Source organism: Gordonia sp. KTR9 (genome assembly GCF_000143885.2).
Taxonomy (GTDB): Bacteria; Actinomycetota; Actinomycetes; order Mycobacteriales; family Mycobacteriaceae; genus Gordonia.
The window spans coordinates 1,420,351-1,442,418 of the sequence record NC_018581.1; the positions used below are offsets into that span (position 1 = coordinate 1,420,351).

At 67.1% G+C, this 22,068-nt stretch carries 19 protein-coding genes; 16 read left to right on the forward strand and 3 right to left on the reverse strand.

Annotation, left to right across the window (positions count from 1 at the left end; translation table 11 throughout):
- Nucleotides 1–105 precede the first annotated feature (105 nt).
- The 3 genes from KTR9_RS07185 to KTR9_RS07195 all read left to right on the forward strand — a co-directional run bounded on the left by KTR9_RS07185 (nucleotide 106) and on the right by KTR9_RS07195 (nucleotide 2,693).
- The gene (locus KTR9_RS07185) at nucleotides 106–1,578 is read left to right on the forward strand and encodes a carboxyl transferase domain-containing protein (RefSeq protein ID WP_044506134.1); all 1,473 of its coding nucleotides are present in this window, start codon (nucleotides 106–108) and stop codon (nucleotides 1,576–1,578) included.
- Nucleotides 1,578–1,988: an NUDIX hydrolase gene (locus KTR9_RS07190; protein ID WP_044506136.1), complete on the forward strand. Its 411-nt coding sequence runs from the start codon at nucleotides 1,578–1,580 to the stop codon at nucleotides 1,986–1,988. Before KTR9_RS07185 ends, KTR9_RS07190 begins: the two co-directional genes overlap by 1 nt.
- Before the next feature lie 84 nt (nucleotides 1,989–2,072).
- Nucleotides 2,073–2,693 carry a nitroreductase family protein gene (locus KTR9_RS07195; protein ID WP_044506138.1) on the forward strand — a complete coding sequence of 207 codons (621 nt, stop codon included), beginning with the start codon at nucleotides 2,073–2,075 and terminating at the stop codon, nucleotides 2,691–2,693.
- A 15-nt stretch (nucleotides 2,694–2,708) separates the two neighbouring features.
- Here the strand turns inward: KTR9_RS07195 and KTR9_RS07200 are convergent, their stop codons facing one another.
- Nucleotides 2,709–3,362: a TetR/AcrR family transcriptional regulator gene (locus KTR9_RS07200; protein ID WP_014925837.1), complete on the reverse strand. Its 654-nt coding sequence runs from the start codon at nucleotides 3,360–3,362 to the stop codon at nucleotides 2,709–2,711.
- Nucleotides 3,363–3,586: 224 nt separating this feature from the next.
- On the opposite strand from KTR9_RS07200, the gene KTR9_RS07205 reads away from it, so the two are divergent.
- Both KTR9_RS07205 and KTR9_RS07210 read left to right on the forward strand, forming a co-directional pair.
- Complete coding sequence (locus KTR9_RS07205; RefSeq protein WP_044507691.1) at nucleotides 3,587–4,255, forward strand: DUF5336 domain-containing protein; 669 nt, start codon at nucleotides 3,587–3,589, stop codon at nucleotides 4,253–4,255.
- On the forward strand, nucleotides 4,236–5,054 hold the full coding sequence (locus tag KTR9_RS07210; protein WP_014925839.1) for a methyltransferase: 819 nt from the start codon (nucleotides 4,236–4,238) through the stop codon (nucleotides 5,052–5,054). Before KTR9_RS07205 ends, KTR9_RS07210 begins: the two co-directional genes overlap by 20 nt.
- A gap of 32 nt (nucleotides 5,055–5,086) precedes the next feature.
- Here KTR9_RS07210 and KTR9_RS07215 read toward each other — a convergent pair whose 3' ends face one another.
- Nucleotides 5,087–6,064 (reverse strand): aldo/keto reductase, encoded by a 978-nt coding sequence (locus KTR9_RS07215; RefSeq protein ID WP_014925840.1) that lies wholly within the window; start codon nucleotides 6,062–6,064, stop codon nucleotides 5,087–5,089.
- A gap of 202 nt (nucleotides 6,065–6,266) precedes the next feature.
- Between KTR9_RS07215 and KTR9_RS07220 the strand changes: the two genes are divergently transcribed.
- The 11 genes from KTR9_RS07220 to KTR9_RS26490 all read left to right on the forward strand — a co-directional run bounded on the left by KTR9_RS07220 (nucleotide 6,267) and on the right by KTR9_RS26490 (nucleotide 18,290).
- A complete protein-coding gene (locus KTR9_RS07220; RefSeq protein ID WP_014925841.1) occupies nucleotides 6,267–7,739 on the forward strand; it encodes an MFS transporter in 1,473 nt (490 codons plus the stop codon).
- 156 nt (nucleotides 7,740–7,895) lie between these two features.
- A complete protein-coding gene (locus KTR9_RS07225) occupies nucleotides 7,896–9,434 on the forward strand; it encodes a sugar ABC transporter ATP-binding protein (RefSeq protein WP_044506142.1) in 1,539 nt (512 codons plus the stop codon).
- A gap of 62 nt (nucleotides 9,435–9,496) precedes the next feature.
- Entirely contained in the window at nucleotides 9,497–10,558 is a 1,062-nt protein-coding gene (locus KTR9_RS07230) for an ABC transporter permease (RefSeq protein WP_014925843.1), read from the forward strand.
- Nucleotides 10,551–10,901 carry a bifunctional 3-phenylpropionate/cinnamic acid dioxygenase ferredoxin subunit gene (locus KTR9_RS07235; RefSeq protein ID WP_014925844.1) on the forward strand — a complete coding sequence of 117 codons (351 nt, stop codon included), beginning with the start codon at nucleotides 10,551–10,553 and terminating at the stop codon, nucleotides 10,899–10,901. Before KTR9_RS07230 ends, KTR9_RS07235 begins: the two co-directional genes overlap by 8 nt.
- Nucleotides 10,902–10,930: 29 nt before the next feature.
- Entirely contained in the window at nucleotides 10,931–11,944 is a 1,014-nt protein-coding gene (locus tag KTR9_RS07240; protein WP_049942575.1) for a sugar ABC transporter substrate-binding protein, read from the forward strand.
- 14 nt (nucleotides 11,945–11,958) lie between these two features.
- Nucleotides 11,959–12,816, forward strand: coding sequence for an alpha/beta fold hydrolase (locus KTR9_RS07245; protein ID WP_014925846.1), 858 nt, complete (start codon nucleotides 11,959–11,961; stop codon nucleotides 12,814–12,816).
- A gap of 26 nt (nucleotides 12,817–12,842) precedes the next feature.
- Nucleotides 12,843–14,219: an aromatic ring-hydroxylating dioxygenase subunit alpha gene (locus KTR9_RS07250; RefSeq protein WP_014925847.1), complete on the forward strand. Its 1,377-nt coding sequence runs from the start codon at nucleotides 12,843–12,845 to the stop codon at nucleotides 14,217–14,219.
- Nucleotides 14,220–14,247: 28 nt separating this feature from the next.
- Nucleotides 14,248–14,790 (forward strand): 3-phenylpropionate/cinnamic acid dioxygenase subunit beta, encoded by a 543-nt coding sequence (locus KTR9_RS07255; protein WP_044506144.1) that lies wholly within the window; start codon nucleotides 14,248–14,250, stop codon nucleotides 14,788–14,790.
- 22 nt (nucleotides 14,791–14,812) lie between these two features.
- Nucleotides 14,813–16,045 carry an NAD(P)/FAD-dependent oxidoreductase gene (locus KTR9_RS07260; protein WP_044506146.1) on the forward strand — a complete coding sequence of 411 codons (1,233 nt, stop codon included), beginning with the start codon at nucleotides 14,813–14,815 and terminating at the stop codon, nucleotides 16,043–16,045.
- Nucleotides 16,042–16,953 carry an alpha/beta fold hydrolase gene (locus KTR9_RS07265; protein ID WP_014925850.1) on the forward strand — a complete coding sequence of 304 codons (912 nt, stop codon included), beginning with the start codon at nucleotides 16,042–16,044 and terminating at the stop codon, nucleotides 16,951–16,953. Before KTR9_RS07260 ends, KTR9_RS07265 begins: the two co-directional genes overlap by 4 nt.
- A gap of 209 nt (nucleotides 16,954–17,162) precedes the next feature.
- On the forward strand, nucleotides 17,163–18,290 hold the full coding sequence (locus KTR9_RS26490) for a helix-turn-helix transcriptional regulator (RefSeq protein ID WP_014925851.1): 1,128 nt from the start codon (nucleotides 17,163–17,165) through the stop codon (nucleotides 18,288–18,290).
- 41 nt (nucleotides 18,291–18,331) lie between these two features.
- On the opposite strand, the gene KTR9_RS07275 is transcribed toward KTR9_RS26490, so the two are convergent.
- Nucleotides 18,332–21,907 (reverse strand): indolepyruvate ferredoxin oxidoreductase family protein, encoded by a 3,576-nt coding sequence (locus KTR9_RS07275; protein WP_014925852.1) that lies wholly within the window; start codon nucleotides 21,905–21,907, stop codon nucleotides 18,332–18,334.
- Nucleotides 21,908–22,068: the final 161 nt, after the last annotated feature.

Consider the following 22,068-nt stretch of genomic DNA (forward strand, 5'->3'; position numbering starts at 1 on the left):
TCGAGCTGACGAGAGTATGACACCGAGGGCCGACATGACATCCCCGCGACGAACGGTCGGCGACGCGCACGGGTGGCCCGGGCCCGGCGGGATACGGTGTGAGGCATGGGTGAACGGGCACGGCTCACGGCGTCGGAATTGCGGGCGATGCTCGTCGACGACGGGACGTGGGAATCGTGGGATGTACCGGTCGGCGCACCGGCCGCGACATCCGACGGCGCCGATGACACCTACGCCGCTGAGCTCGAACGGGCCCGCCGCACCAGCGGGTCGGACGAATCGGTGAGCACCGGCGCGGGCTCGATCGGTGGGCGACGAGTGGCGATGGTCCTGAGTGAGTTCGAGTTCCTCGCCGGGTCGATCGGCCGGGCCGCCGGGGCACGGATCGTCGCCGCGGTGCGACGCGCGACGCGCGAGCGGCTTCCGTTGCTGGCCTTTCCCGCGTCGGGCGGCACCCGGATGCAGGAGGGGACTGCGGCATTCCTGCAGATGGTCGCGATCACCGGTGCCGTGACCGACCACAAGGCCGCCGGACTGCCCTACCTGGTGTACCTGCGACATCCGACGACGGGCGGTGTGTTCGCCTCGTGGGGTTCACTCGGGCACATCACCTGGGCGCAACCCGGAGCGCTCATCGGCTTCCTCGGGCCGCGTGTCTACGAAGGCATCTACGGTGAGCCCTTTCCCGCGGATGTCCAGACCGCCGAGAACCTCGTCCGCACAACGGTTGTCGATGACGTGGTCGAGCCGGCGGACCTCCCCGCCCGCCTGTCGGCGGTGGTGCGTCTCCTCGCCCGCCGGGATGAGCCGTTGGCGCCGGCGGACCCGATCCGGGTGTGGCCCCAGAGCGCCCGCCCGCTCGAGCCGGACGACGCGTGGGCGTGTGTGCGCGCAACGCGCGAGCGCGGGCGTGCGGGCCTGGTCGAGTTCCTGGCTCAGGGCGAGTCGGCGCCGCTGTCAGATGCCGGGCCACTTCGATTCTCGCTCAGCGACTTCGGCGGACACGTCGCCCTGGTCGTCGGATACGACCGGAGGTCACAGGCGGACGGCGACCTGCCGGGTCCGAGGCACCTGCGCGAGGCGCGCCGGGCGATCCTGGCGGCGAGCGACCTCGGACTGCCGGTGGTCACCGTGATCGACACCCCGGGTGCGGAGCTGTCCGTCGTCGCCGAGGAGGGTGGTCTCGCGGCGCAGATAGCCCGCTGCACAGTCGAATTGATCAGCGCTCCGGTTCCGACGGTCTCCGTGCTGCTCGGCCAGGGTGCGGGCGGTGCGGCGCTCGCGCTCTTCCCCGCCGACTTCCGGGTCGCGCGCGCAGACGCCTGGCTGTCACCGCTGCCGCCCGAGGGTGCCAGCCTCATCGTGCACCGCGACCTCGACCACGCCGGCGAGATGGCCTCACGGCAGGGCATTCTCGCCGGGGGCATGGCTGCGGAGGGCATGATCGACGCGGTTGTCGACGAGGAGTCGGACGCGGCCACGCTGTCGGCGATCCGCGGCGTGATCGGACGGTATCTCTCGGCATCGCCGGAACCGGACGCCGGCGCGCGGACCCGCGTGCCGGCGGTGGACGCGTGATGGGCGAGCGCATCGTGGCCGTCGGCGCCCTCATCACCGATGAGGACGGTCGAATCCTGCTGATACTGCGTCGGAACGAGCCGTCGGCCGGACACTGGAGTCTCCCCGGTGGCAAAGTCGAGCCCGGGGAGTCGTTGCGGCAGGCGGTCATCCGCGAGGTGGAGGAGGAGACCGGCCTGGTCGTCGAGGTCGGCGAACCGGCCATCCAGCTGGACATCCGGGTGGGCGACGGGCGCGTCTACGAGGTACACGACTTCCGTGCCGAGATCCGTTCGGGGGAGCTGTGTCCCGGTGACGACGCCGCCGACGCGGCATACTTCACCCCGGCCGAGGTGCGCACGGCCAAGGTCACCAGCCGGTTGGTGGAGTACCTCGAGCAGGCCGGCGCCCTGCCGCCGGAGGTGCCCTGAGTCTTCGCGGCCGTCAGGTGTCACCGGCTCTCGCGGGCCGGGGTCGACGTGGTGAACGGGAGTGGTTTTGTGCAGGATGGAGAAATGACCGACCTACTGCCCCTGGACCCCGACCAACTCCTCACCACGACGCGCTCGGTGCGCAAACGTCTCGACTTCGATCGTCCCGTGCCGCTCGATGTGGTCAAGGAGGCGCTCGAGGTGGCGTTGCAGGCGCCGACCGGCAGCAACAGCCAGACCTGGCACTGGATCGTGCTCACCGACCCCGAGCTGAAGCAGAAGGTCGCGGATTACTACGCGAAGTCGTTCGCCAAGTACTACGCCGGGCAGGCGCCGCGCGACGACACCGGTAAGCGCGTCGCGTCCAGCGCGCAGTACCTCGCCGACACGATGGGACAGGTCCCGGTGCTGGTCATCGGCGCCATCTACACCGGCGGAGACCTGCCCGCGGGAAACCAGGCCGGCGTGTGGGGCTCGTTGTTGCCCGGCGCCTGGAGCCTGCAACTGGCTCTGCGCGCCCGCGGACTCGGGTCGGCGTGGACGACCCTGCATCTGAATTACGAGAAGGAGATCGCCGAGCTCCTCGGCATCCCGGCCAACATCCATCAGGGTGTGCTGTTGCCGGTGGCCTACACCAAGGGCACCGATTTCAAGCCGGCACCGCGGAAGTCCCTCGATTCCGTCCTCCACATCGACGGATGGTGAGGACGGGGTGCCGGGTCACCCCTGATCCGGCACCTCGCACCGCAGGGCCGCCAGTGCCATCGCGGTGAGCAGACGGCGCAATCCATGCTGGTCGAAGTCGGGCAGGCGAGGTGAGGAATTGAGCAGCCCGAACATGGCGTGGACGCGCACGCGCGCCTCGTCGCGATCGAGGGTCATGCCGTTCTCGTCGGTCACGGCGAGGAGCACATCCACCCACCGTTCCACATAGCGGCGCTGCAGCAGTCGGACCCGGTGGTTCGCGGCCGGGGTCATCGAGGACAGGTCGCGATCCTGCACCGTGATGAGATCGGGGCGGGTGACGAGGACGTCGATGTGAAAGCCGATGAGCGCGGCCAGGGTTTCCGACGGTGAACCGCCGCGGTCGGCGACCTCGCTGCCGCCGTCGTGCAGTCGCTGACTGATGTCGATGAGCATCTCGTCAAGAAGTTCGGTCTTCGACGAGAAATGGCGGTACATCGCCGGTCCGCTCACTCCGACCGCCCGTCCGATGTCCTCCAGCCGCACCCCGGCGAATCCGCGCTCGGCCATCTGACGGGCGGCGGCGGACAGCAATTCGGCACGACGGGCCGCCTTGGCCTGGGTTCGGCGCGTCGGCGGACGATTCGTGGCTTCCGATTCGTCCTCGCGCGGTTCCTGCGTCGCGGACATCGATCCCGCACTCTACGCGTCCAGGCGTGCGGACGGGCCGCACCCCGACGGCGTCGAAGCGCCGGAGAACTGCCGTGGTGACCCGGTCGAATGAAAAGTGGGCTGACCGGTGCGTCCCGGCCCGGGTACGGCCTAGTCTTGCGCAAGGTCGCACGCCGGAACGGCGGGCGCAGGCAATGCGAAGGCGGCGGGCCGGTCCCGCGGCAGGCGACAAGGAGCGGATCGTGAATCCAGGCGAACCCCAGCATCCGGGCGGTCAGTGGTCAGGCGTCCCGCAGGGACCACCTCAGACCGGGGGGTTCGCCGGCAACCAGGACCAGACGGCCCACGTCCAACACCCCGGTACCGGCGGCCTGCCCGGTCAGCAGTGGGGACCCGATCAGCACTACCCGAATCCCGGGAGCGGATGGGGTCAACAACCGCCCCGTGGTCCCGGCGCCGACCTGTCGGTGATCTTCGCGCTCGCCTCGGCGGTCGCCGGGATCGTCACGTACTTCATGGGCTTCCTCAGTTGGATCTCGGTGTCGGCGGGCGCCGAGGAGGAACTCAATCGCTGGGGAGCCGACTTCGAGGAGGGCCAGGGCGGGATACCCGCATTCTTCTCCTATGAGGTCGTCCTCAACCCCGGGAAGTTCTTCATCGTGCTCGGGGTGGTCGGCATCGCGGCGACGTTCGTGCTCGTTCCGCGCTATCGCAGGGCGCTGCCCTTCTTGGCGGTCGTCGGAATCGCCGCGTGGCTGGCGCTGTTCGCGGCGGCCCTGATCACGCCGCCGTTCCTCGACCTGGGTGCCGGTGCGATCGTCGGCCTCATCCTCGGCTTCCTACAGGTGGCCCTGCTCATCGCGGCAGCATTCTTGTACGGTCTGAAGAAGGATGACCCGCAACACTTCTGACCACGGAACCGACGATCCGGTCGTCGGTCTCCTGCGTCGTGCCGGCTGTGTCTTCGCCGAGGAGGAAGCCGCAGTTCTGCGCGAGCATGCCGCCGGCGCAGCCGAACTCGATGAGCTCTGTGCCCGTCGCGCGGCCGGCGAGCCGCTCGAGCATCTGGTGGGATGGGTGCGATTCGGCGACCTGCGGTTGTGCGTCGGCCCGGGCGTCTTCGTGCCGCGTCAACGCTCACTGCTGTTGGCGCGCATCGCGGTCGCCGCGGTGCGGGCGCGACGGTCTCCGCTCGTGCTAGAGGCATTCTGCGGCGTCGCGCCCATCGCCGCGACGGTTGCGGCCGCGGGCCTCGACGCACGCTTGCACGTGATCGATATCGACCCCACTGCGCTGGCCTGCGCTCGACAGAACCTACCGCGCGGCAGCGGGGTTCATCTGGGCGACGGGCTGAGTCCACTACCGCCGGGGTTGCGGGGACACGTCGACGTGATCGCCGCGGTCCCGCCGTACGTCCCCGACGCCTCGGTCGGGTTCCTTCCTCACGAAGCGTGTGACCACGAACCGCGCAACGCACTGGTCGGTGGCCCCGACGGACTCGACCACATCCTGGAGCTGATCAGAGCCGCCCGGGACTGGCTGTGCGTCGGCGGGATTCTCCTGGTGGAGATGAACTCCGAACAGTTCGAAGTCGTCACCGACCGTGTCGAGCACATCGGTCACGACGATCTCGACGCGATCCCCGGTGCCGACGGGCAGACCGTGGTCGCCCGGTACCGGAGACGACCGATTGCCTCCACAGCCAACTGAGCCGTAGGGAATTTTCTCGGCTGTGACTCGGTTCAGTTCACCGGATCACCGAATCGCAGTGAGTCGAGGATGACGAGTTGATCACGGCTCAGGGTCAGTTCGCCTGCCGTGCAAGCGTGATCGAGGTTGGCCATCGAGCTCGTCCCCATTACGACGCCCGTCACCCCCGGCCGGTTCATGAGCCAGGCGAGCGCGAGCGAGGATGGATGCACGCCCCATTCGGCCGCCAGTCCGGCGAACCGGCGTCCGGCGGAACGCTGCGCTTCGGAGAATCCGACTCCACCCCATCGTCGGTGTCCGATGTAGTCACGGTCGAGCGCACGGCGACCGGCCAGCAGGCCACCCGCAACGGGCGCGTAGGCATGCAACGGTGTGCCGGTGGAGCAGGCCGCCGCAACCACTCCGGTGCGCTCGATCCGGCGTTCGGCGAGGTTGTAGCGCACCTGGTGCGCAGAGGGGGGTCGAGCACCGAGCTCCACTGCCGTCCGGACCACCGCCTCGGTCTCCGCGGCCGAGAAGTTGGAGATACCCCATGCACGGATCTTCCCGGCTGTGACCAGATCGTCGAAGGCCGCCACCGTCTCACCGGCCGGCGTGTGCGGGTCCGGTTGGTGGGCGTAGTACAGATCGAGGTAGTCGGTCCGGAGGCGCCGGAGGCTCAGGTCGACCTGCTCGAAGATGTGACCGCGGGTCAACTGCCCGACGAACGGTCCATTCACACGATCGCGACCGAGGGGTTCGCCGACCTTCGACGCCAACTGAACCCGGTCGCGGATTCCGGCGAGCGCCCGCCCGAGAATTTCTTCCGACGACAGGCGTTCGGTATGGTCCGGGACCGATGGCCGGTCATAGTCCGGTTGATTTCCGTATGAGTTGGCGGTGTCGAAGAATTCGACACCCCGGTCGAGTGCGCCGCGTATGAGAGCTGGGGCGTCGTCGGCGAGGGGTGAGACCCCGAAGGTCGCGGTACCGAGAATGACCTTTGCCGGGGAGTCCGGAGTCGGAGTCATGGGGGTCGCCCTCGCTTTCATCGGGAGTGTGGTGCGACCGTCCTCGGTGCGGATCTCACCGAGTAGATCTCGGACCCACGCATACAGGTGAGCGAAATGGTATGAGCACCGGTTGATCTCGTCCATACCGTGGATGCGGTACCCGACCGGATACCGCGTCCTGGTGATGGCGACTCGCCAACCGCGCTGATGGACTGACCTGATGCCCGATCCCCGACTTCGTCCGGATGAAGCGACCCGACGCCCCTCAGACACCACCCCGACAACGGGATTCGTCGAGCCAGTTGGCTCGCACGCATCGGTCATCCTCGTCCTGTGCTGCGGTGGGTTGCTCGCCTCGTTCCTGGCCACAGCACTGGTCCCGGTGGCCGGCTCGATCGGCGATCAACTCGGCGTCAGCGCGACGAGCGGCGCCTGGGCCCTGACGTCCACATTTCTCGCAGCCGCGGCCAGCACCCCCATCGCGGGACGTGCGGCGGATCTCGTCGGGGAGCGCAGGGTGCTCACCGCCCTGGTGTTGATCATGGCCGCCGGTTCGATCATCAGCGCCGTCTCCGACGACCTCGCACCGATGGTCGCCGGCCGCACCCTGCAGGGGTGTGGCGCAGGCGTGATCCCGGTCGGCATGAGTGTGATCCGCCGGGTTCTGGGCCCGGAACGGATGGCGACCGGTGCATCGACGATGTCGGTCGCGGTCGGACTCGGCGGCGGGGCCGGTCTGCCATTGGCTGCCTGGGTCATCGAGGACTTCGGGCTGTCGATGCTGTTCTGGGGTGCCGGTTGCGTGGCGCTCCTGCTGGGCGTCGCATTCCGGGTGGCCCTCGCGCCCGATGCATCCCGGCCGCGTGAATCGTTCGACGCCATCGGCGCCGTGGGTGTGGTCGTGTTGCTGCTGTGTGGGCTGATCCCGGTGGCACAGGGCGCGCGATGGGGTTGGACGTCCCCGCCGGTGCTGGGGCTACTCGGGGCGGGTGCCCTGACGGCGGTGATCTGGGTTCCCTACGAGTTGCGTCGTCGCTGGCCGCTCGTCGACATCCGGGCGGCACGAATGCCTGTCATCGTGGTGGCGAACCTCTGCTCGGCACTCGTCGGGGTCATGTACATGCTCGGCACCTTGACTGCTTCCCATCTCCTGCAGACCTCCGCGGTTCCGCCTTTCTCGGGAATGGGCCAGTCGACTCTGACCGCCGGTGTGCTCCTGACCCCGGGGGGACTGTCGATGCTCGTGAGCACACCACTGGCCGCCCGGCTGATCCGGCTGACGAACGTGTCGGCGACGCTGATGGCCGCAGCCGTGGTCGCCGGTACGGGGTTTGTGCTGCTGCTCCTGTGGCACGCCGCGGCCTGGCAGGTCTCGGCGGCGATGACGGTGGTGTCCGCCGGCGTCGGTATGGCCATGACGGCTACACCGGTCATGATCTCGTCGTCCACTGCGGCCGGCCGGATGGCGGCGGCGCAGGCTCTCAACGTGGTGGCCAGGTTCGGCGGCACCGCGGTGGCCTCGGCTCTCGTCGTCGCGGTGCTGGACGCATTCGGAGACGGGCCGGTACCCGGGGTTCCGGCGGAGAGCGCCTACTGCGCCCTCTTCACCATCGGAACGGCGTTGGCCGTCGTCATCTGCGGCCTTGCGGCGTGCACGAGGCGCTGGACGGGCAAGGGTTTCATCACGACGTAACGCAGCCCGTGATCCGACACAGGATGGTAACGCGGGCGCAGCGAGCACCTCACACTCTCGGCGGAGTCTGCGCGGGGTGACGCAAATGAGGTAGCCGAAAGATTCACTGCCAGGCGGTATTCCGGTGAGTACGAGTTGCTGTTTGACTCTTCGTTCATGACCAGTCCACAGCCCGTCGACACCGATCAGACGATTCTGCGTTTGACCGGGATCGCCAAGCGTTTCGGTAATTCCATTGCGCTGGAGGATGTCTCGTTGGCCTTTCGGCGCGGGAGTGTCACTGCGTTGACCGGAGAGAACGGGTCCGGAAAGTCGACGATCGCCAGGATCATCGGGGGCCTGCTCACTCCCGACGCCGGCACAGTGGTCGTCGGCGGGGCGGTCCGCCGATTGCACGACCCGAATGCCGCACGCCGTCACGGAATCGCGCTGATCAGTCAGGAGCTGACTCTCGCAGCGGATCTCACCGTTGCCGAGAACATCTTCATGGGACGCCTTCCCTCCGGCGGGCCGGCGGTCATCTCCTGGCGGCGGATGCGCGCCGCAGCGGTCGAAGTGCTGGATGCGTGTGGAGTCGACGTCGATCCGCGTGCGCGGGTCGGTGACCTGCCCATCGAAACGCAACAACAGATCGAGATCGCGCGGGCGCTGTCGACGGACCCCGACGTCTTGATCCTCGACGAGGCCACCAGCTCGTTGTCGGAGAGGGCCGCCGATCGCCTCCTCGAGCTGGTGCGCGCCCAGCGCGCAGCCGGGACGAGCATCGTCATGATCACCCACCGGATGAACGAGATCTTCCGTGTCGCCGACACTGCTGCGGTTCTGCGGGACGGCCGCATCGTCGCCGAGCTCGCGGTGGCATCGACGACCGAGGACGAGATCGTCCGGCAGATGGTGGGTCGGGAACTGGGTGACTACTACGGAACTGCGAACCACACTGCGGATGTCCACGACCGGGTGCTGCACGCGTCCGCGCTCGCCGTGCCCGACAAAGGATTACATCCGGTCGAACTGTCCGTGGGTCGAGGGGAGATCGTCGGCGTCGCCGGTCTGGCGGGTTCGGGCAAGGAGACGCTCGGGCACGCCCTGGGCGGCGCGGTGCCGGCCACCGGCGACCTCAGCGTAGGTGGCGCAAAGGTTCTGATCGGGCGACCGGATCGCGTGCTGGACGGCGGAATAGGCTTCGTTCCCGAGGACCGCAAGTCCATGGGCCTCCTGCTGAACAGGTCGGTCGCCGAGAACTTCGCGCTCGCCTGGCGGTCGAAACTCTTTCGCAACGGTGTCCGGCGATTCTCGCTCGAAGGACGCCTGGTGGCCGATGCTGTCGCGCGGTTCGATGTTCGCACCGCCTCGACGCAGCTGGCGGTGAGTCACCTGTCGGGCGGCAACCAGCAGAAGATCATCATCGGCAGACTGTTCGAGCTCGAGTTGCCCGTGTACGTGATGTGTGAACCGACACGGGGGATAGACGTCGGGGCTCGAAGTGCCATCTACGCGATGCTCCGTGAGCAGGCTGCCCGTGGTGCCGCGATCGTGCTCATCTCGTCCGAACTCAACGAACTGTGCGGGATGTGTGACCGGGTCCTGACCATGCATCGGGGTCGGGTGGTCGCGGAGTTCGTCGGCCGTGACGTGACCGAGGACAACCTCAACACCGCCATGGTGACCGGCCGCAGACCTCAGATCTCCGCGTGATCGCGACGTCGGCGTCGCTGCCGGTTCCCGTGCAATCGAAATGAACTCCTGAGGAGAATGATGTGACCACAATCGAGCACACCCCGGATGTGTCCGCGACCGTTCCGGGTATTCCCCGCAAACGACCGACCATGCAGTGGTTCGGCGACACCGGCGGTGTCCTGGTCGCTTTCGGCCTTCTCATCCTGGTGGCGGCCGTGAGCCAGCCGAGCTTCTTCACATGGTCGAATCTCATGAACATCGTGGGCGCCAACAGCGTTGCGCTCGCGCTGGCCCTCGGATCGACGTTCGTCATCATCGCGGGCGGTATCGACCTGTCGGTCGTGTCCATGAGCGCCGCCGCCGGAATGGGATTCGGCTTGTTGCTGCAGGCCGGTGCCCCTGCGGTGATCTGCGTCGTGGGCGCGCTGGCGTGCGGTGCCGTACTCGGGATCATCAACGGGATCCTCGTGGCTCGGGCGAAGATCTCGTTCCTCGTGGTCACTCTCGGTATGGCGTCGATCGCGGCCAGCATCGCGTTGCTCGCCGACGACGGTGCCACGATCAACGTCTTCGACGTGCCGGCCTTCGGTGCCATCAGCACATTCGCGACCGGTCAGGTCGGATCGATTCCGATCATCCTCGTCTTCGACGTCGTCCTGGTCCTGCTCGCGGCGGGAGTCCTCGGCTACACCAGATTCGGCCGGTCGGTCTTCGCCGTCGGTTCCAACGCGGATGCCGCCCGCCTCAACGGCATCAACGTCAGGAACATCAAGACCGGTGTCTACGCACTGGCGGGTCTGTCCGCCGGCGTCGCGGCCATCGTTCAGGTGGGTCGACTGACCGGGGCGTCCCCACAGATCGACCCCGCCCTGCTCAACGGGGTCCTGGCCGCGGTGCTGATCGGCGGCACTTCGTTCACCGGCGGCAAGGGAAGCATCTGGGGGACCGTGATCGGCGTTCTCTTCCTGGGCGTCGTGCAGAACGCGATGACGCTCGCCGACATCTCGAGTTTCTGGCGCCAGGCGGTCAACGGTGTACTACTCATCGCCGCAGTGGGGCTCGGGGTGGTGCGCACGTCCGGTGGGTTCGACAAGGTGGTGCGGGTTCTCACCCCACGCCGGGAAGCGATGCCTCATGGCTGAGACAGACATCTGGGTCGCGGCCTGTGGCGCCGATGACCTCCCGGTCGGCACCGGGATCAAGGTCCCCGGCACGTGCCCCCCGATCGCCCTCTTCAACGTGGGCGGTGAGTACTTCGCAGTGGACGACACATGCTCGCACGCCGAGTACTCGCTGTCCGAAGGATATGTCGACGGAGACTCCGTGGAATGTGAACTGCACTACGCGACCTTTTCGATCCGCACCGGGGAGGCGCTGACCGCCCCCGCGACTGACCCGTTGGGAACTTACCCAGTTCGAGTGCAAGACAACCAGATCCAGGTCGCCACGATGCAACGTTGCGTCATCGCGAGAGCACGGATCTGATCATGATCTACAGAAGGAATCACAGAACGATGAACATCACCAAGCCGCTGGCGACGGCAGCCCTGGCCACCACGCTCGGACTCGGCATGGTCGCCTGCGGTGGCAACAACGACCCAGGCACCGAGTTCTTCGGCTTCTCGTCTCCGGTGCTATCCCAGGAGGGACAGAAGTTCACCGCGCAGGGTGTCGAGGCCGCCTCGGACAACCTCGGCTGGGAGTCGCAGGTCTACGACGCGAACCTGTCGCCGGACACCCAGGTGTCCAACATCCAGACCATGGTCGATCGCCCCGCGTCGGCGATCGCGTCATGGGCACTGGATGAAGGTGCGATCTCTGGTGCGTACGCGCGGGCAGATGCGGCCGGCATCCCGGTCATCGGGGTCAATTCGGGCGGTACAGGGGTCGACACGTCTGTCTGGACGGAGAGCACGACGTGCGAACCGGGCGGCATCATCGACAGGCTCGCCGACTACTACGCCGAGGCCAAGCCGAACGGCACGATAGCGATCATGTCGGGCCCGCCGGCGCCCTCGATCGTTGCCATGACCGACTGTTTCACACAGGCGGCCGAGAGCAAAGGACTCAGAATCGTTGTGCGGCAGGACAACACCGCCGACACGTCGGCAAGCGCTTCGGCGCTGGCGCAAGACGTTCTCTCGGCCAATCCGGACATCGACGGCTATTGGGCGTACAACGACGGATCGGCGATCGGCATCGGCTCGGCGCTCCAGGCGCGCGGGATGAGCGCGTACTCGCCGACCAATCCGAATGGTGTTGTGGTGACGGGCAACAACGGTGACGACGCGGCCATCGCCGCCATTCGCAACGGCACCATCAGCGGAACCATCGACACCGACCCCATGTGCACCGGGTGGGCACTGGTGGCCGCTGCCCGGGATGCACTCGAAGGCAACGCACAACCGGAGTACGTGATCGCGGGAACCATCGTGGACGGTGCGACCGTCGTCGACTACATCGCCCCCGCCGAGCGCCAATGCTCTCTCGACGATCTCCCTCTCGTCGAGACCGACACCGAGAACTGACAGGAGAAGACATCGTGCGCGACATCGAACTACGCGAGCCCGAGGGCAAGCAGGTACAGGTGGGCGACCACCTCATCCACTACATCGACATGGGCAGTGGGCGACCGACGGTGTTCCTGCACGGGGGTGGGCCGGGCTGTTCCAGCTGGACCGACTTCGGCACCGTTGCCGGGACCTTCGCCGAGACCCGGCGCATCCTGCTGATGGACATGCTGCATTACGGCCGCTCCAGCAAGGAACCTTTTCGAGCCCCGCGCTGGAGCTATCACGCCGAGGTGATCGGCCGCGCGCTCGACGCGATCGGCATCGACGAGGCCGACTTCGTCTGCAACTCCGTGGGCGGTTCCACGGCCATCGCCCTGGCCGCCGAACGGCCCGAGCTCGTGGGCCGGCTCATCGTCACCGGCAGCGAACCGGTACCCGGTGCCCAGCCGCTGACACCCGAACTCGGCCGCTACGGGCGCGAGGCGTGGGGAATGTACTACTCCGACGGCGGGCCGACGAAGGAGAAGCTCTACGACATCATGGCCGAACTCGAGTGGTGCGGCGGCGAGGACATCCCGCAATGGACCTTCGATCTCCGCTGGGAACTCAGCCTCATGCCCGATCTTCTCGAACTCGGACCGGACTGGACGGCCGGCGGTGGTCGCGGGATACCGCAGGACCTGAGCGACCATCTGCCGCTGGTGACGGCGCCGACGTTGTTCTTGTGGGGCGACTCCGACGCCTTCGCGGTTCCCGAGTACGCGCTCGCGCTCAGCCGGCAGGTCCACGAGGGCCACCTCTACGTCATGGCCGGTGGCGCACACCACATGGAAGAGCAACGGCCCGAGGAGTTCGCGGCGATCGCGACCGCCTTCCTCGATTCCTGAACAGACCAGAAAAGCAGGGACACAACATGACACGTGACATCAACGAACAACTGCAAGAACTCGTCGACTGGGAGAACGGGCTCATCGGTCCGGAGATCTTCATCAACGACGAGATCTATCAGCGTGAACTCGAGCAGGTCTTCGGACGCGCCTGGCTGTTCATCGCACACGATTCGATGCTGCCGAAACCGGGTGACTTCGTGAACACCTACATGGGCGGAGACCCCGTGCTCGCCATCCGCCAGAAGGATGGCAGTGTCCGGGTGTTCCTGAACGCCTGCCGTCATCGCGGCATGAAGATCTGTCGGGCCGAGGACGGCAACGCACGCAACTTCATGTGCACCTACCATGGCTGGACCTACAACACGGCCGGAGAGCTGATCAACGTGCCCAACCTGGACACGGCCTACTTCAACGATCTCGACCAGAAGCGTTGGGGACTGGTCGAAGTGGCGCAGATCGATCAGTACAAGGGAATGTGGTTCGCCACCTTCGATCCCGCTGCAGTGCCACTGATCGATTTCCTCGGCGACATGACGTACTACATCGACAGCTGGGTGGACCGGACACCGGGTGGCATCGAGATGTTGCCCGGAGTCATCAAGTGGACGATCCACGGCAATTGGAAACTCGGCGCCGAGCAATTCGGCGGAGACGGCTACCACGCCATCATCACCCACGCCTCGTCGTTGGGTACCTTCGACCCCGGCTTCCTGCGTGACATCAAGGGCATTGAGTTCGCCTCACGGCAGGGTCACGGGTACTCGATGATCTTCGATCGGATGACACGATTCGCCGACGACCCACTCGGGCGCTACAACCACGAGCAGTTCGACTCGCGGCAGGACAGACTGGGCGAGGACCGGGCCAATACCGTGGGCAACTTCACCGTGTTCCCCAACCTGTCCGGACTCCCCGGCTCGGCCAACCTGCGTGTCTGGCATCCAAAGGGACCGAACGAGTTCGAGATCTGGTCGTGGACGATCGTGGACGCCGACGCGCCGGACGACGTCAAGCGGGCCCAGCGGACATCGGCCGCGTTCACCGAAGGCGCAGCCGGTGTGGTGGAGACCGACGACGGCGAGAACTGGGACCTGATCGGCCAGATGCTGGAGCGCGGCACCCAGACGCGGAAGATGGCGTGGAACTACCAGATGGGCCACGGACACGAGACCGACGACGACCCCGTGTACCCCGGTCGTGTGCTGCGCAACTACTTCGGTGAGGGTCCGCAGCGCACGTTCTATCGCCGCTGGCTGGAGTTCATGACCAGCGAGGATTGGCCGGTCGCGCCGGCGGTGGAGCCGGAAAGGCATGAGCACGAGGCCACCACGATGGGCGCGGGCATCGGCCCGCGCGCGGCCGCGATCATGAAGGGAGTCGTCAATGCTGACAACCGGTGAGCAGACGAGAAGGGGGCGCTCGGCGCCCATGTTCCGCTCTCTGGGGATGGAGTCGGTCAGCCTCGAGGAGCAGCACGCCGTGGAGCAGTTCCTCTTCGCCGAGGCCGAGTTGATCGACGAATGGCAGTGGCGGACCTGGTTCGAGCTGTTCACCGACGACGCACATTATCGGATGCCGATCCGGCGCAACAGATTGCGGCGGCAGCGCAAAGCCGACGAGGCGGATGATCTCAACGGTCTGGAGGTCGCGCATTTCGACGACGACAAGGCCTCGCTCGAGATGCGCATCGAGCAGCTCGAGAGCGGTATGCACTGGGCCGAGGACCCGCCGTCGCGTTCGCGTCATCTGGTGACCAACGTGCGGGTGCAGCGGTCGGATGTCGACGGAGAGTACTTCGTCCGGTCCAACTTCTTCATCTATCGCAATCGGTTGGAAGCCGAGGTCGACCTGTGGGCCGGGGAACGCCGAGACGTACTGCGGTTGGTGGACGGGAACCTCCGGATCGCCGACCGCATCATCCTGCTCGATCAGAACCTGATTCTTGCCAAGAATCTGAGTGTCTTCTTCTGAGATCGGAGGGCGAGGCGACGTGATGAACAAACGATCGTACGTGATCGTCGGTGCTGGAATGTCCGGCGCTCGGACAGCAGAAACGTTGCGGGCGCGCGGATTCGATGATCGGATCTTTCTGGTCGGCGACGAGGGCAGGCTGCCGTACGAACGGCCACCCCTGTCCAAGGAGTGCCTACAGGGATCGAGGTCCCTGTTCTCGACGACGCTTCGAGAATGGGATTCCTGGATGGAACTGGCCGTCCACCTCGTGTTGGACGACCCGGTCACCGGGCTGGACACGTCGTCGGGGACGGTTCGGTTGAGCAGTGGAATCGACATCGCGGCCGACAAGGTGCTCATCGCCACCGGCGGTGTGTGCCGGGATCTGGACGTTCCGGGCGGGGACCTGCCGGGTATCCATTCCCTGCGTACGGCCGACGACTGCGATCACCTCGGCGATCGTCTGCGCAGGGGGAATTCGACGGTCGCTGTGGTCGGTGGCGGGCTGCTGGCGGTGGAGACGGCTGCCGCCGCGGCAGCGCTCGGGAACGAGGTCGTGTGGCTGTGCCGGTCGCGTCACCCGCTGACCGGCGCGGTGGGCGGCCACGCCGCTGCTCACCTCGGGTCGTACTACCGCCAGGCCGACTTCGATCTGATTCCCGGCGCCTCGGTGGTGGGGTTCGAGGGCGTCGACCGCGTCCGGGGCGTGACACTGAGCGACGGGCGGACTCTGCCTGCCGACATCGTCCTGGCGGCGATCGGTCAGCGACCGGCCCTCGACTTCCTCGATACGAGCGGATTCGACACCCGGCACGGACTGCAGGTCGACAAGAGGTTGGAGACGGAGGTGCCGGGCGTGTTCGCTGCCGGTGACGTCGCGAACTTCGTCGACCCGTTCGTCGGCGGCCGTGTCCGGTACGGCACGTGGCTCAACGCCCAGAGCCAGGGGCAGCACGTGGCGGCCACCATGATGGGCGAGGCCGCGGCCTATCGTGAGGTCCCCTGGTACTGGTCGGATCACCTGGGATTGAACGTGCAGATCGCCGGCCACATCGACGAGACCGCCTCGATCGTCTCGCGTGAACACTCGGACGGTTCTGCGAGCTGGTTCTACCTCCGTGACGACCGCGTGGTCGGTGCGGTGGGCGTCGACGTACCGCGCGACGTCCGGGCCGCGATGCTCCTCATGGAGCGCGGTGTCGCTGTGACCGAGGCCGAGGTGGCCGACGCCGCTGTGGATCTGCGTGCGCTGGCGAAGAAGGTGGCCGCGTGAGTGCAGCTGCGGCAGACCTGCCCGTCGGCTTGGTCGATCCGACCTGGCTGCACACGTTGACGACGGACGAGATGGAGGTCGCCTACCACGATCGGGGTAGCGGGCCGGTACTGGTGATGATCGGTGCGTGGGGCCCGCGACCCGGTGCCACCGCGTCGCTGGCATACCGTGCGGTGTGCGACGTCCTGTCGCGGAGCTACCGCTGCGTGGTGGTGGAGTTGCCCAACTACGGACTCACGGGTCCCGTCGAATACCACGAACCCGTCCACGACGTGGCCTCTCGCGCGGTGCTTGCCGTGCTCGATGACCTCGGGATCGAGCGAGTCCCAGTCATCGGGACGTCGATGGGCGCGACGACCGCCATCGACCTCGCGCTGGCGCACCCGGAACGGGTCGAGTCCTTGGTGATCGGTGCGTGCCATGCGTCCACAGGCGGGGATCCGTATCTTCTGGCGCCCTTTCCGTCGGAGGTCTGGCGGTTGTCGGTCGAACTCGACGAGAAGCCCGAGGACGCCGACCGTCTGCGACGGATGCTCCGGGCGCTGTGGTTCGACGAGAACCTGGTCACCGATGAACTCGTGTCCAACATGGTCGAGATCCGTCGGCTGAGGAGCGCGCACGGGCTCGTCGACCGGGCCTCGGTGAGCGTTCCGCACAGCAACATGGCAGCACTGGGCGGTCTCGAGCTGCCGGTCACCGTGATCCACGGACGCGATGACCGGATGGTGCCCTTCGAACAGGCACTGGCCATCGGCTCCTACATCCGGCATGCCGACATCCGTCTGCTCGGACGGTGCGGGCACTGGCCACCGTTCGAGCGGCCCGATGCATTCGTCGACGCCGTGCGGTCGCACCTCGCGGTGTCCGAGCGGTCACGGTCCCCGTCGTCGCTCAGATCACACGCGTGATCCGACACTTGTGGACAGCGGCGCGCTCGTTCTCGAACTACCATCATCAGTCAGGGTCGGGGAAGCCCGCATGTTTCATGGCCACGCAGCGTTGCCTGGCACGGTCCGTCCCCCGGCACCTCGGCTCGGCGTCGACTGATCAATGCGTGTGGTCGTTTTCGTGAGAGCGCGGCCCCTGGGTCGGCAGTCGAGTATGGAGTCCTTGTCGAGTGAGATCACCATCATTGCGTCCGACGGACCTGTCGGGACATGACGTCATGGAGCGCTATTCGCCGGATCTGGCTTCACGGATCGCCGCCCTGACGCGGCTGCACGTGTCGCTGACCGAGGCCGGCGACCTCGACGAGCTCGGTGAGGTGTACATCCAACACATCTCTGCGGTCATGAACCTGCCGATGAGCGCGATCTATCTGTTCGACGACGGCGGCCGGACCGCCGAGTGGTACTGCTTCCACAATGTGAGTTCACGGTTCATGACGACCTACGAGAGGTGGGGGCGACAGGTCGACGAGGGCCTGCGGGCGGTTCTTGCCCATGCTCGACCGGTGTACAACCTCGCCGATCAGACGCTGGCCGAATGGCGACAGTCGGAGTTGTACCAGCGCGTCGTCCGCATGGAGAACATGGTGCATGTTCTCAAGGCGCCGATTGTGGAGCGCGGCAGGATCATCGGGACCGTGGACTTCGCGTCGGATGCGGTACGCGGCGTCGTCGACGCGGATGACATCCTGCTCTCGTCGGCGGTCGCACAGGTGGTGGGCGCGGTCGTCACCTCGATGCGTCAACGCGACGAGGTGCACCGGCATCTCAACGCGTACCGCCATGCGCTGGAGACGAGTTCGGCAGCGGTGGTCTTTTTCGGCGCCGACTCCGTCGAACCCTCGATCACCCGCGGTGCGGCCGAGCTGCTGCAGGAGCTCCACGAGGGCGCCGACATTCTCTACAGACTCCTGCGTGATGTCGGTGGCGCCACCGCAGTGGTTCACCGGTCCTACCTCGTCCGGATGCGCAACGGGGCCAAGGACGTACTCGAATGCACGTCGCGGCCTGTTCCCGGTGAGCCCGGCGCCCAGCTCTTCGAACTCGACCTCGAGTCGTCGAGGGATCGTGGCGCCGCACACCTCGAGGTGCTCTCGTCGCGCGAGTACGACGTCGCCGGACTCGTCGCGGCGGGATTCACGGACAAGGAGATCGCCGACGAACTGGTGCTCAGTCAGCACACAGTGCGCCAGCACGTGAAGAACATCTACGGGAAGCTCGACATCAGCAGCCGAGTCCATCTCACCAGGATGTACCACGGGATGTCGGCCCGTTCGGATTCGGCGCGTCCGGACTAGACGCGTCCGGACCGGCGCCCCCGGTGTGGGGCCGTCCGTCCTCAGACTTCGAGGGCGGCCCGCTGTCGACCGAGCTCCGCGCGATAGCGCTCGACATTCCTCATCTTGATGCTCTCGTACCCGCGGACCATGTCCGGGAGTTCCACGAGTTCGATCGCCGCGGGCACCTGGGCTTCGCCGATCCGCCTGCTGGCGAACGCATCCACCACGGCGTCGACGAGTTCGCGGTATTCGACGATCAACTCTCGTTCGGTTCGTCGGATCTCGCTGCGGCCGAACGGGTCCAGTCGGGTCCCGCGGAGCCGCTTCATCGTGGCGAGTGCTTTCAGCGGGGTGTCGGCCCATGACCCCAACGCCAACTTCTGGCGCATTCCCATGCTGCGCAGGGTCGGCGGATGCAGCCGGACGGCGACTTCGGCGTCGGCGCCGAACTCGTCGGCGATGCGTGCGGCGAACGACGGGTCCTGCGTGAGCCGGGCGACCTCGTATTCGTCCTTGTAGGCCATCAACTTGTACAGGTTCCGCGCGACCGCCCCGGTGAGCGCGGCGTCCGGCGCGGTGCGATGCACGCGGCCCACCGCATCGAGGTAGGTGCGCGCGTACCGCTCGTCGGAGTGGGCGGTGAGCTCGTCGTACCGGATCGCGATGGTGCGGCGGAGCTCGTCGTCGATGCTCCCCAGTCCGGCGACCACCTCGAGTGCGTGGCCGCTCGGTTCGATCTCGGCGACGCCACGGCCGTGCAGGCCGTCGATGGTGGCGGTCACCGAGTCGGGATCGGACACGATCTGCCGGCCGCGACGGAAGGCCTGCACGTTGGCGTCGACCGCCACACCGTTGAGCGCGATCGCGCGCTCGATCGACGACGCCGGGATCGCAAGTGCCCCGGCCTGATACGCGGCGCCCGCCATGACCATGTTGGCGTACTGTTCGTCGCCGAACAGCGCCGTGGACAACGCTCCGGAGTCGAGGTACACCGCGCGCGTCACCCGATCGTCGATCGCGGAATGGACCGCGGAGTCGGACGGGAAGCCGACGGAGGTGTCGATGACCATCAGTCCGGTCGGCACCTGGGTGGTCGACACGACCGCGACCGTCTTCTCGGGAGCGGCGACCTTGAGGTTGACCGGGTCGGTCCCGACCAGCGGATCGCACACGAGGTACAGGTCGCAGTCCTCGGACGCCACCTTGGCTGCCTGCTCCAGCGGACGCGGGGCCACCTTGATGTCGCTGACCACCGCGCCGCCCTTCTGGGCGAGTCCGGTCATGTCGACGGTCCGGGCCGAGTGCCCGTCGAGGACGGCCGCGGTGGCGAGGACCTGGGAGACGGTCACCACCCCGGTGCCGCCGACGCCCGTGATGCGCAACGAGAAGGTGTCGCGCAGGGTGGGGACCGCCGGCGCCGGCAGCGCTGATTCCGCCAGATCGGCTGCGCGCGTACGGATGCGATCGGCGCCGGGGGTGACGGTCACGAACGACGGGCAGTCGCCCTGCAGGCACGAGAAGTCGAGGTTGCAGGAACTCTGATCGATGGTGGTCTTGCGCCCGAACTCGGTCTGCACCGGGTGCACAGAGAGGCAGTTCGACTTCTCGCCACAGTCACCGCACCCCTCGCAGATGCGTTCGTTGATCATCACACGACGGGTGGGGGTGGGCACGGTGCCGCGCTTGCGCTTCCGGCGCTTCTCGGCGGCGCAGTGCTGGTCGTGGACGAGGACCGTGACCCCTGGCACGGCCGCGAGTTCGGTCTGCACCTCGAGCAGGTCATCGCGGTGACGGATCTGGATCTGCTCGGGGAGGCCAAGTGTGCGAGCGTGTTTGGGGTCGTCGGAGGTGATCACGATCCGGGCGACACCCTCGTCGAGCAGCAACGACGTCAACCGGGGGAGGGTCATCGCGCCCACCGGGTCCTGCCCGCCGGTCATGGCCACGGTGCCGTTGTAGAGGAGCTTGTAGGTGATGTTCTCGCCCGACGCCACGGCCGCCCGCAACGCCAGGGACCCGGAGTGCATGAAGGTTCCGTCGCCGACGTTCTGGACGAAGTGGTCCGCGGGGACGAACGGCGCCATGCCGATCCATTGCGCGCCCTCGCCGCCCATCTGGGTCACCCCGGCGATGTCGCCGACCTGTCGCGGGTCCATCAGCAGCACCATCGCGTGACAGCCGATGCCCGCGCCGACCAGGGTGTTCTCCGCGACCTTCGTGGAACTGTTGTGCGGACAGCCGGAGCAGAAGTACGGAGTGCGCACGGCCAGTGGGAGTTCGATCCGGGTGCGGCGTGCGGCCTTGCGGTCGAGCCAGATCTGCGCGGCGTCGACCCCGTGGCGGGCGAGTCGGTCGGCGAGTCCGCGTGTCACCGCGTCGACGTCGAGTTCGCCGAAGCGGGAGAACAAGGTCGAGCCGTCCTCATGGACCTTGCCGACGATGCGCGGGGCGCGGGGGTGACGGAACAGGATGTCGCGCATCATCGTCTCGATGAAGTCCCGCTTCTCCTCGATCACGATGACCTCGTCGAGATCGCCGGTCGCCGTGTCGAACATGAACCGGTTCAGTATCTCTCGTTCGATCGGGTAGACCATGCCGAGCTTGAGGATGCGGATGCCGAGCCGGCGCAGATCGTCGTCGTCGATGTGCAAGAGGCGCAGTGCTTCCCGGAGGTCGAGGTAGGTCTTCCCGGCGGCGACGATGCCGATACGATCATCGGGGCTCGAGACCACGATCCGGTTGAGACCGTTGAGCCGGGCGTACTCCTGGGCACGCGGAAGCCGGGTGGTGAGCTGATTCTGTTCGAGTTCCATGAGGTTGGCGCCGAGCAGCCGTCCGCTGGGCACATGCGGGCTCGTCCCGAGCTCGCCGAAGACGGGCACGATGCGGTCGGGGTCGACGTGCGCGGTCGACGCACCGTCGGCGACATGCGCGGAGATCTTGAGCGAGGTCCACAGTCCGCTGGTGCGGCTCATGATCGCCGCATGGACGCCGAGGTCCAGGATGTCCTGGGAGTCGGCGGGATAGAGGATCGGGATGTACAGGTCGGCCAGAGCCATCTCCGACGCGCACGGGACCGTGGAGGACTTCGCGCCCGGGTCGTCGCCGACGAGCGCGACCGCGCCCCCGGCGGAATGGGTTCCGATGAGGTTGGCGTGACGCAGTGCGTCCGTCGCGCGGTCGAGACCGGGGGCTTTGCCGTACCAGTATCCGACGACGCCGTCGCGGGGCAGTCCGTCGGCGGACGGTGACAGCACGCTGCCGGCGGTGACCTGGGCCGCGAGCTGGGAGCCCATCACCGAAGTCGCGGCGAGCTCTTCGTTGAGGCCGGGCCGATGGATGATGTCGTACGGGGCGAGATACTCGCGGCGCCGAGCCAGCTCGAGGTCGTAACCGGCGAGAGGTGAGCCCTCGTAGCCGGAGATGAACGACGCGGTCTGGAGGCCGGAGCGGCGGTCGACGCGGGCGCGGTCGCGGACCATGCGCACCAGGGCCTGGATTCCGGTGAGGTAGATGTCGCCGGCGTCGCGCGTGTAGCGGTCGTCGAGCGAGAACCCGGCGACTGCTGCCTCCGTGGGCCGCTGGTCGGGGGTCGGGACGTGCTCGAAGCGAGCGCGATCGTCTGCGAGGGTCATGGGGTCACCTGGCCTTCTATGTGCGGTGGCCGGACCGGGGTTCCCGGTTTGTCGGCGCATCGGTTGTGGCGGCCCGGGGGTGGTGGGCCTGCCACAACACTACGAGAAGACGTGACGCCCGTCACGTCACGGCTGCCCGGGCTGCAGGGGTGTCGTGGACA

Coding starts and splice junctions, on each gene's coding strand:
- KTR9_RS07190 (WP_044506136.1), top strand. CDS start 1,578: ATGGGCGAGCGCATCGTGGCCGTCGGCGCCCTCATCACCGATGAGGAC.
- KTR9_RS07195 (WP_044506138.1), top strand. CDS start 2,073: ATGACCGACCTACTGCCCCTGGACCCCGACCAACTCCTCACCACGACG.
- KTR9_RS07210 (WP_014925839.1), top strand. CDS start 4,236: ATGACCCGCAACACTTCTGACCACGGAACCGACGATCCGGTCGTCGGT.
- KTR9_RS07255 (WP_044506144.1), top strand. CDS start 14,248: ATGTTCCGCTCTCTGGGGATGGAGTCGGTCAGCCTCGAGGAGCAGCAC.
- KTR9_RS07225 (WP_044506142.1), top strand. CDS start 7,896: ATGACCAGTCCACAGCCCGTCGACACCGATCAGACGATTCTGCGTTTG.
- KTR9_RS07215 (WP_014925840.1), bottom strand. CDS start 6,064: ATGACTCCGACTCCGGACTCCCCGGCAAAGGTCATTCTCGGTACCGCG.
- KTR9_RS07235 (WP_014925844.1), top strand. CDS start 10,551: ATGGCTGAGACAGACATCTGGGTCGCGGCCTGTGGCGCCGATGACCTC.
- KTR9_RS07220 (WP_014925841.1), top strand. CDS start 6,267: ATGCCCGATCCCCGACTTCGTCCGGATGAAGCGACCCGACGCCCCTCA.
- KTR9_RS07275 (WP_014925852.1), bottom strand. CDS start 21,907: ATGACCCTCGCAGACGATCGCGCTCGCTTCGAGCACGTCCCGACCCCC.
- KTR9_RS07250 (WP_014925847.1), top strand. CDS start 12,843: ATGACACGTGACATCAACGAACAACTGCAAGAACTCGTCGACTGGGAG.
- KTR9_RS07260 (WP_044506146.1), top strand. CDS start 14,813: ATGAACAAACGATCGTACGTGATCGTCGGTGCTGGAATGTCCGGCGCT.
- KTR9_RS07240 (WP_049942575.1), top strand. CDS start 10,931: ATGAACATCACCAAGCCGCTGGCGACGGCAGCCCTGGCCACCACGCTC.
- KTR9_RS07185 (WP_044506134.1), top strand. CDS start 106: ATGGGTGAACGGGCACGGCTCACGGCGTCGGAATTGCGGGCGATGCTC.
- KTR9_RS07200 (WP_014925837.1), bottom strand. CDS start 3,362: ATGTCCGCGACGCAGGAACCGCGCGAGGACGAATCGGAAGCCACGAAT.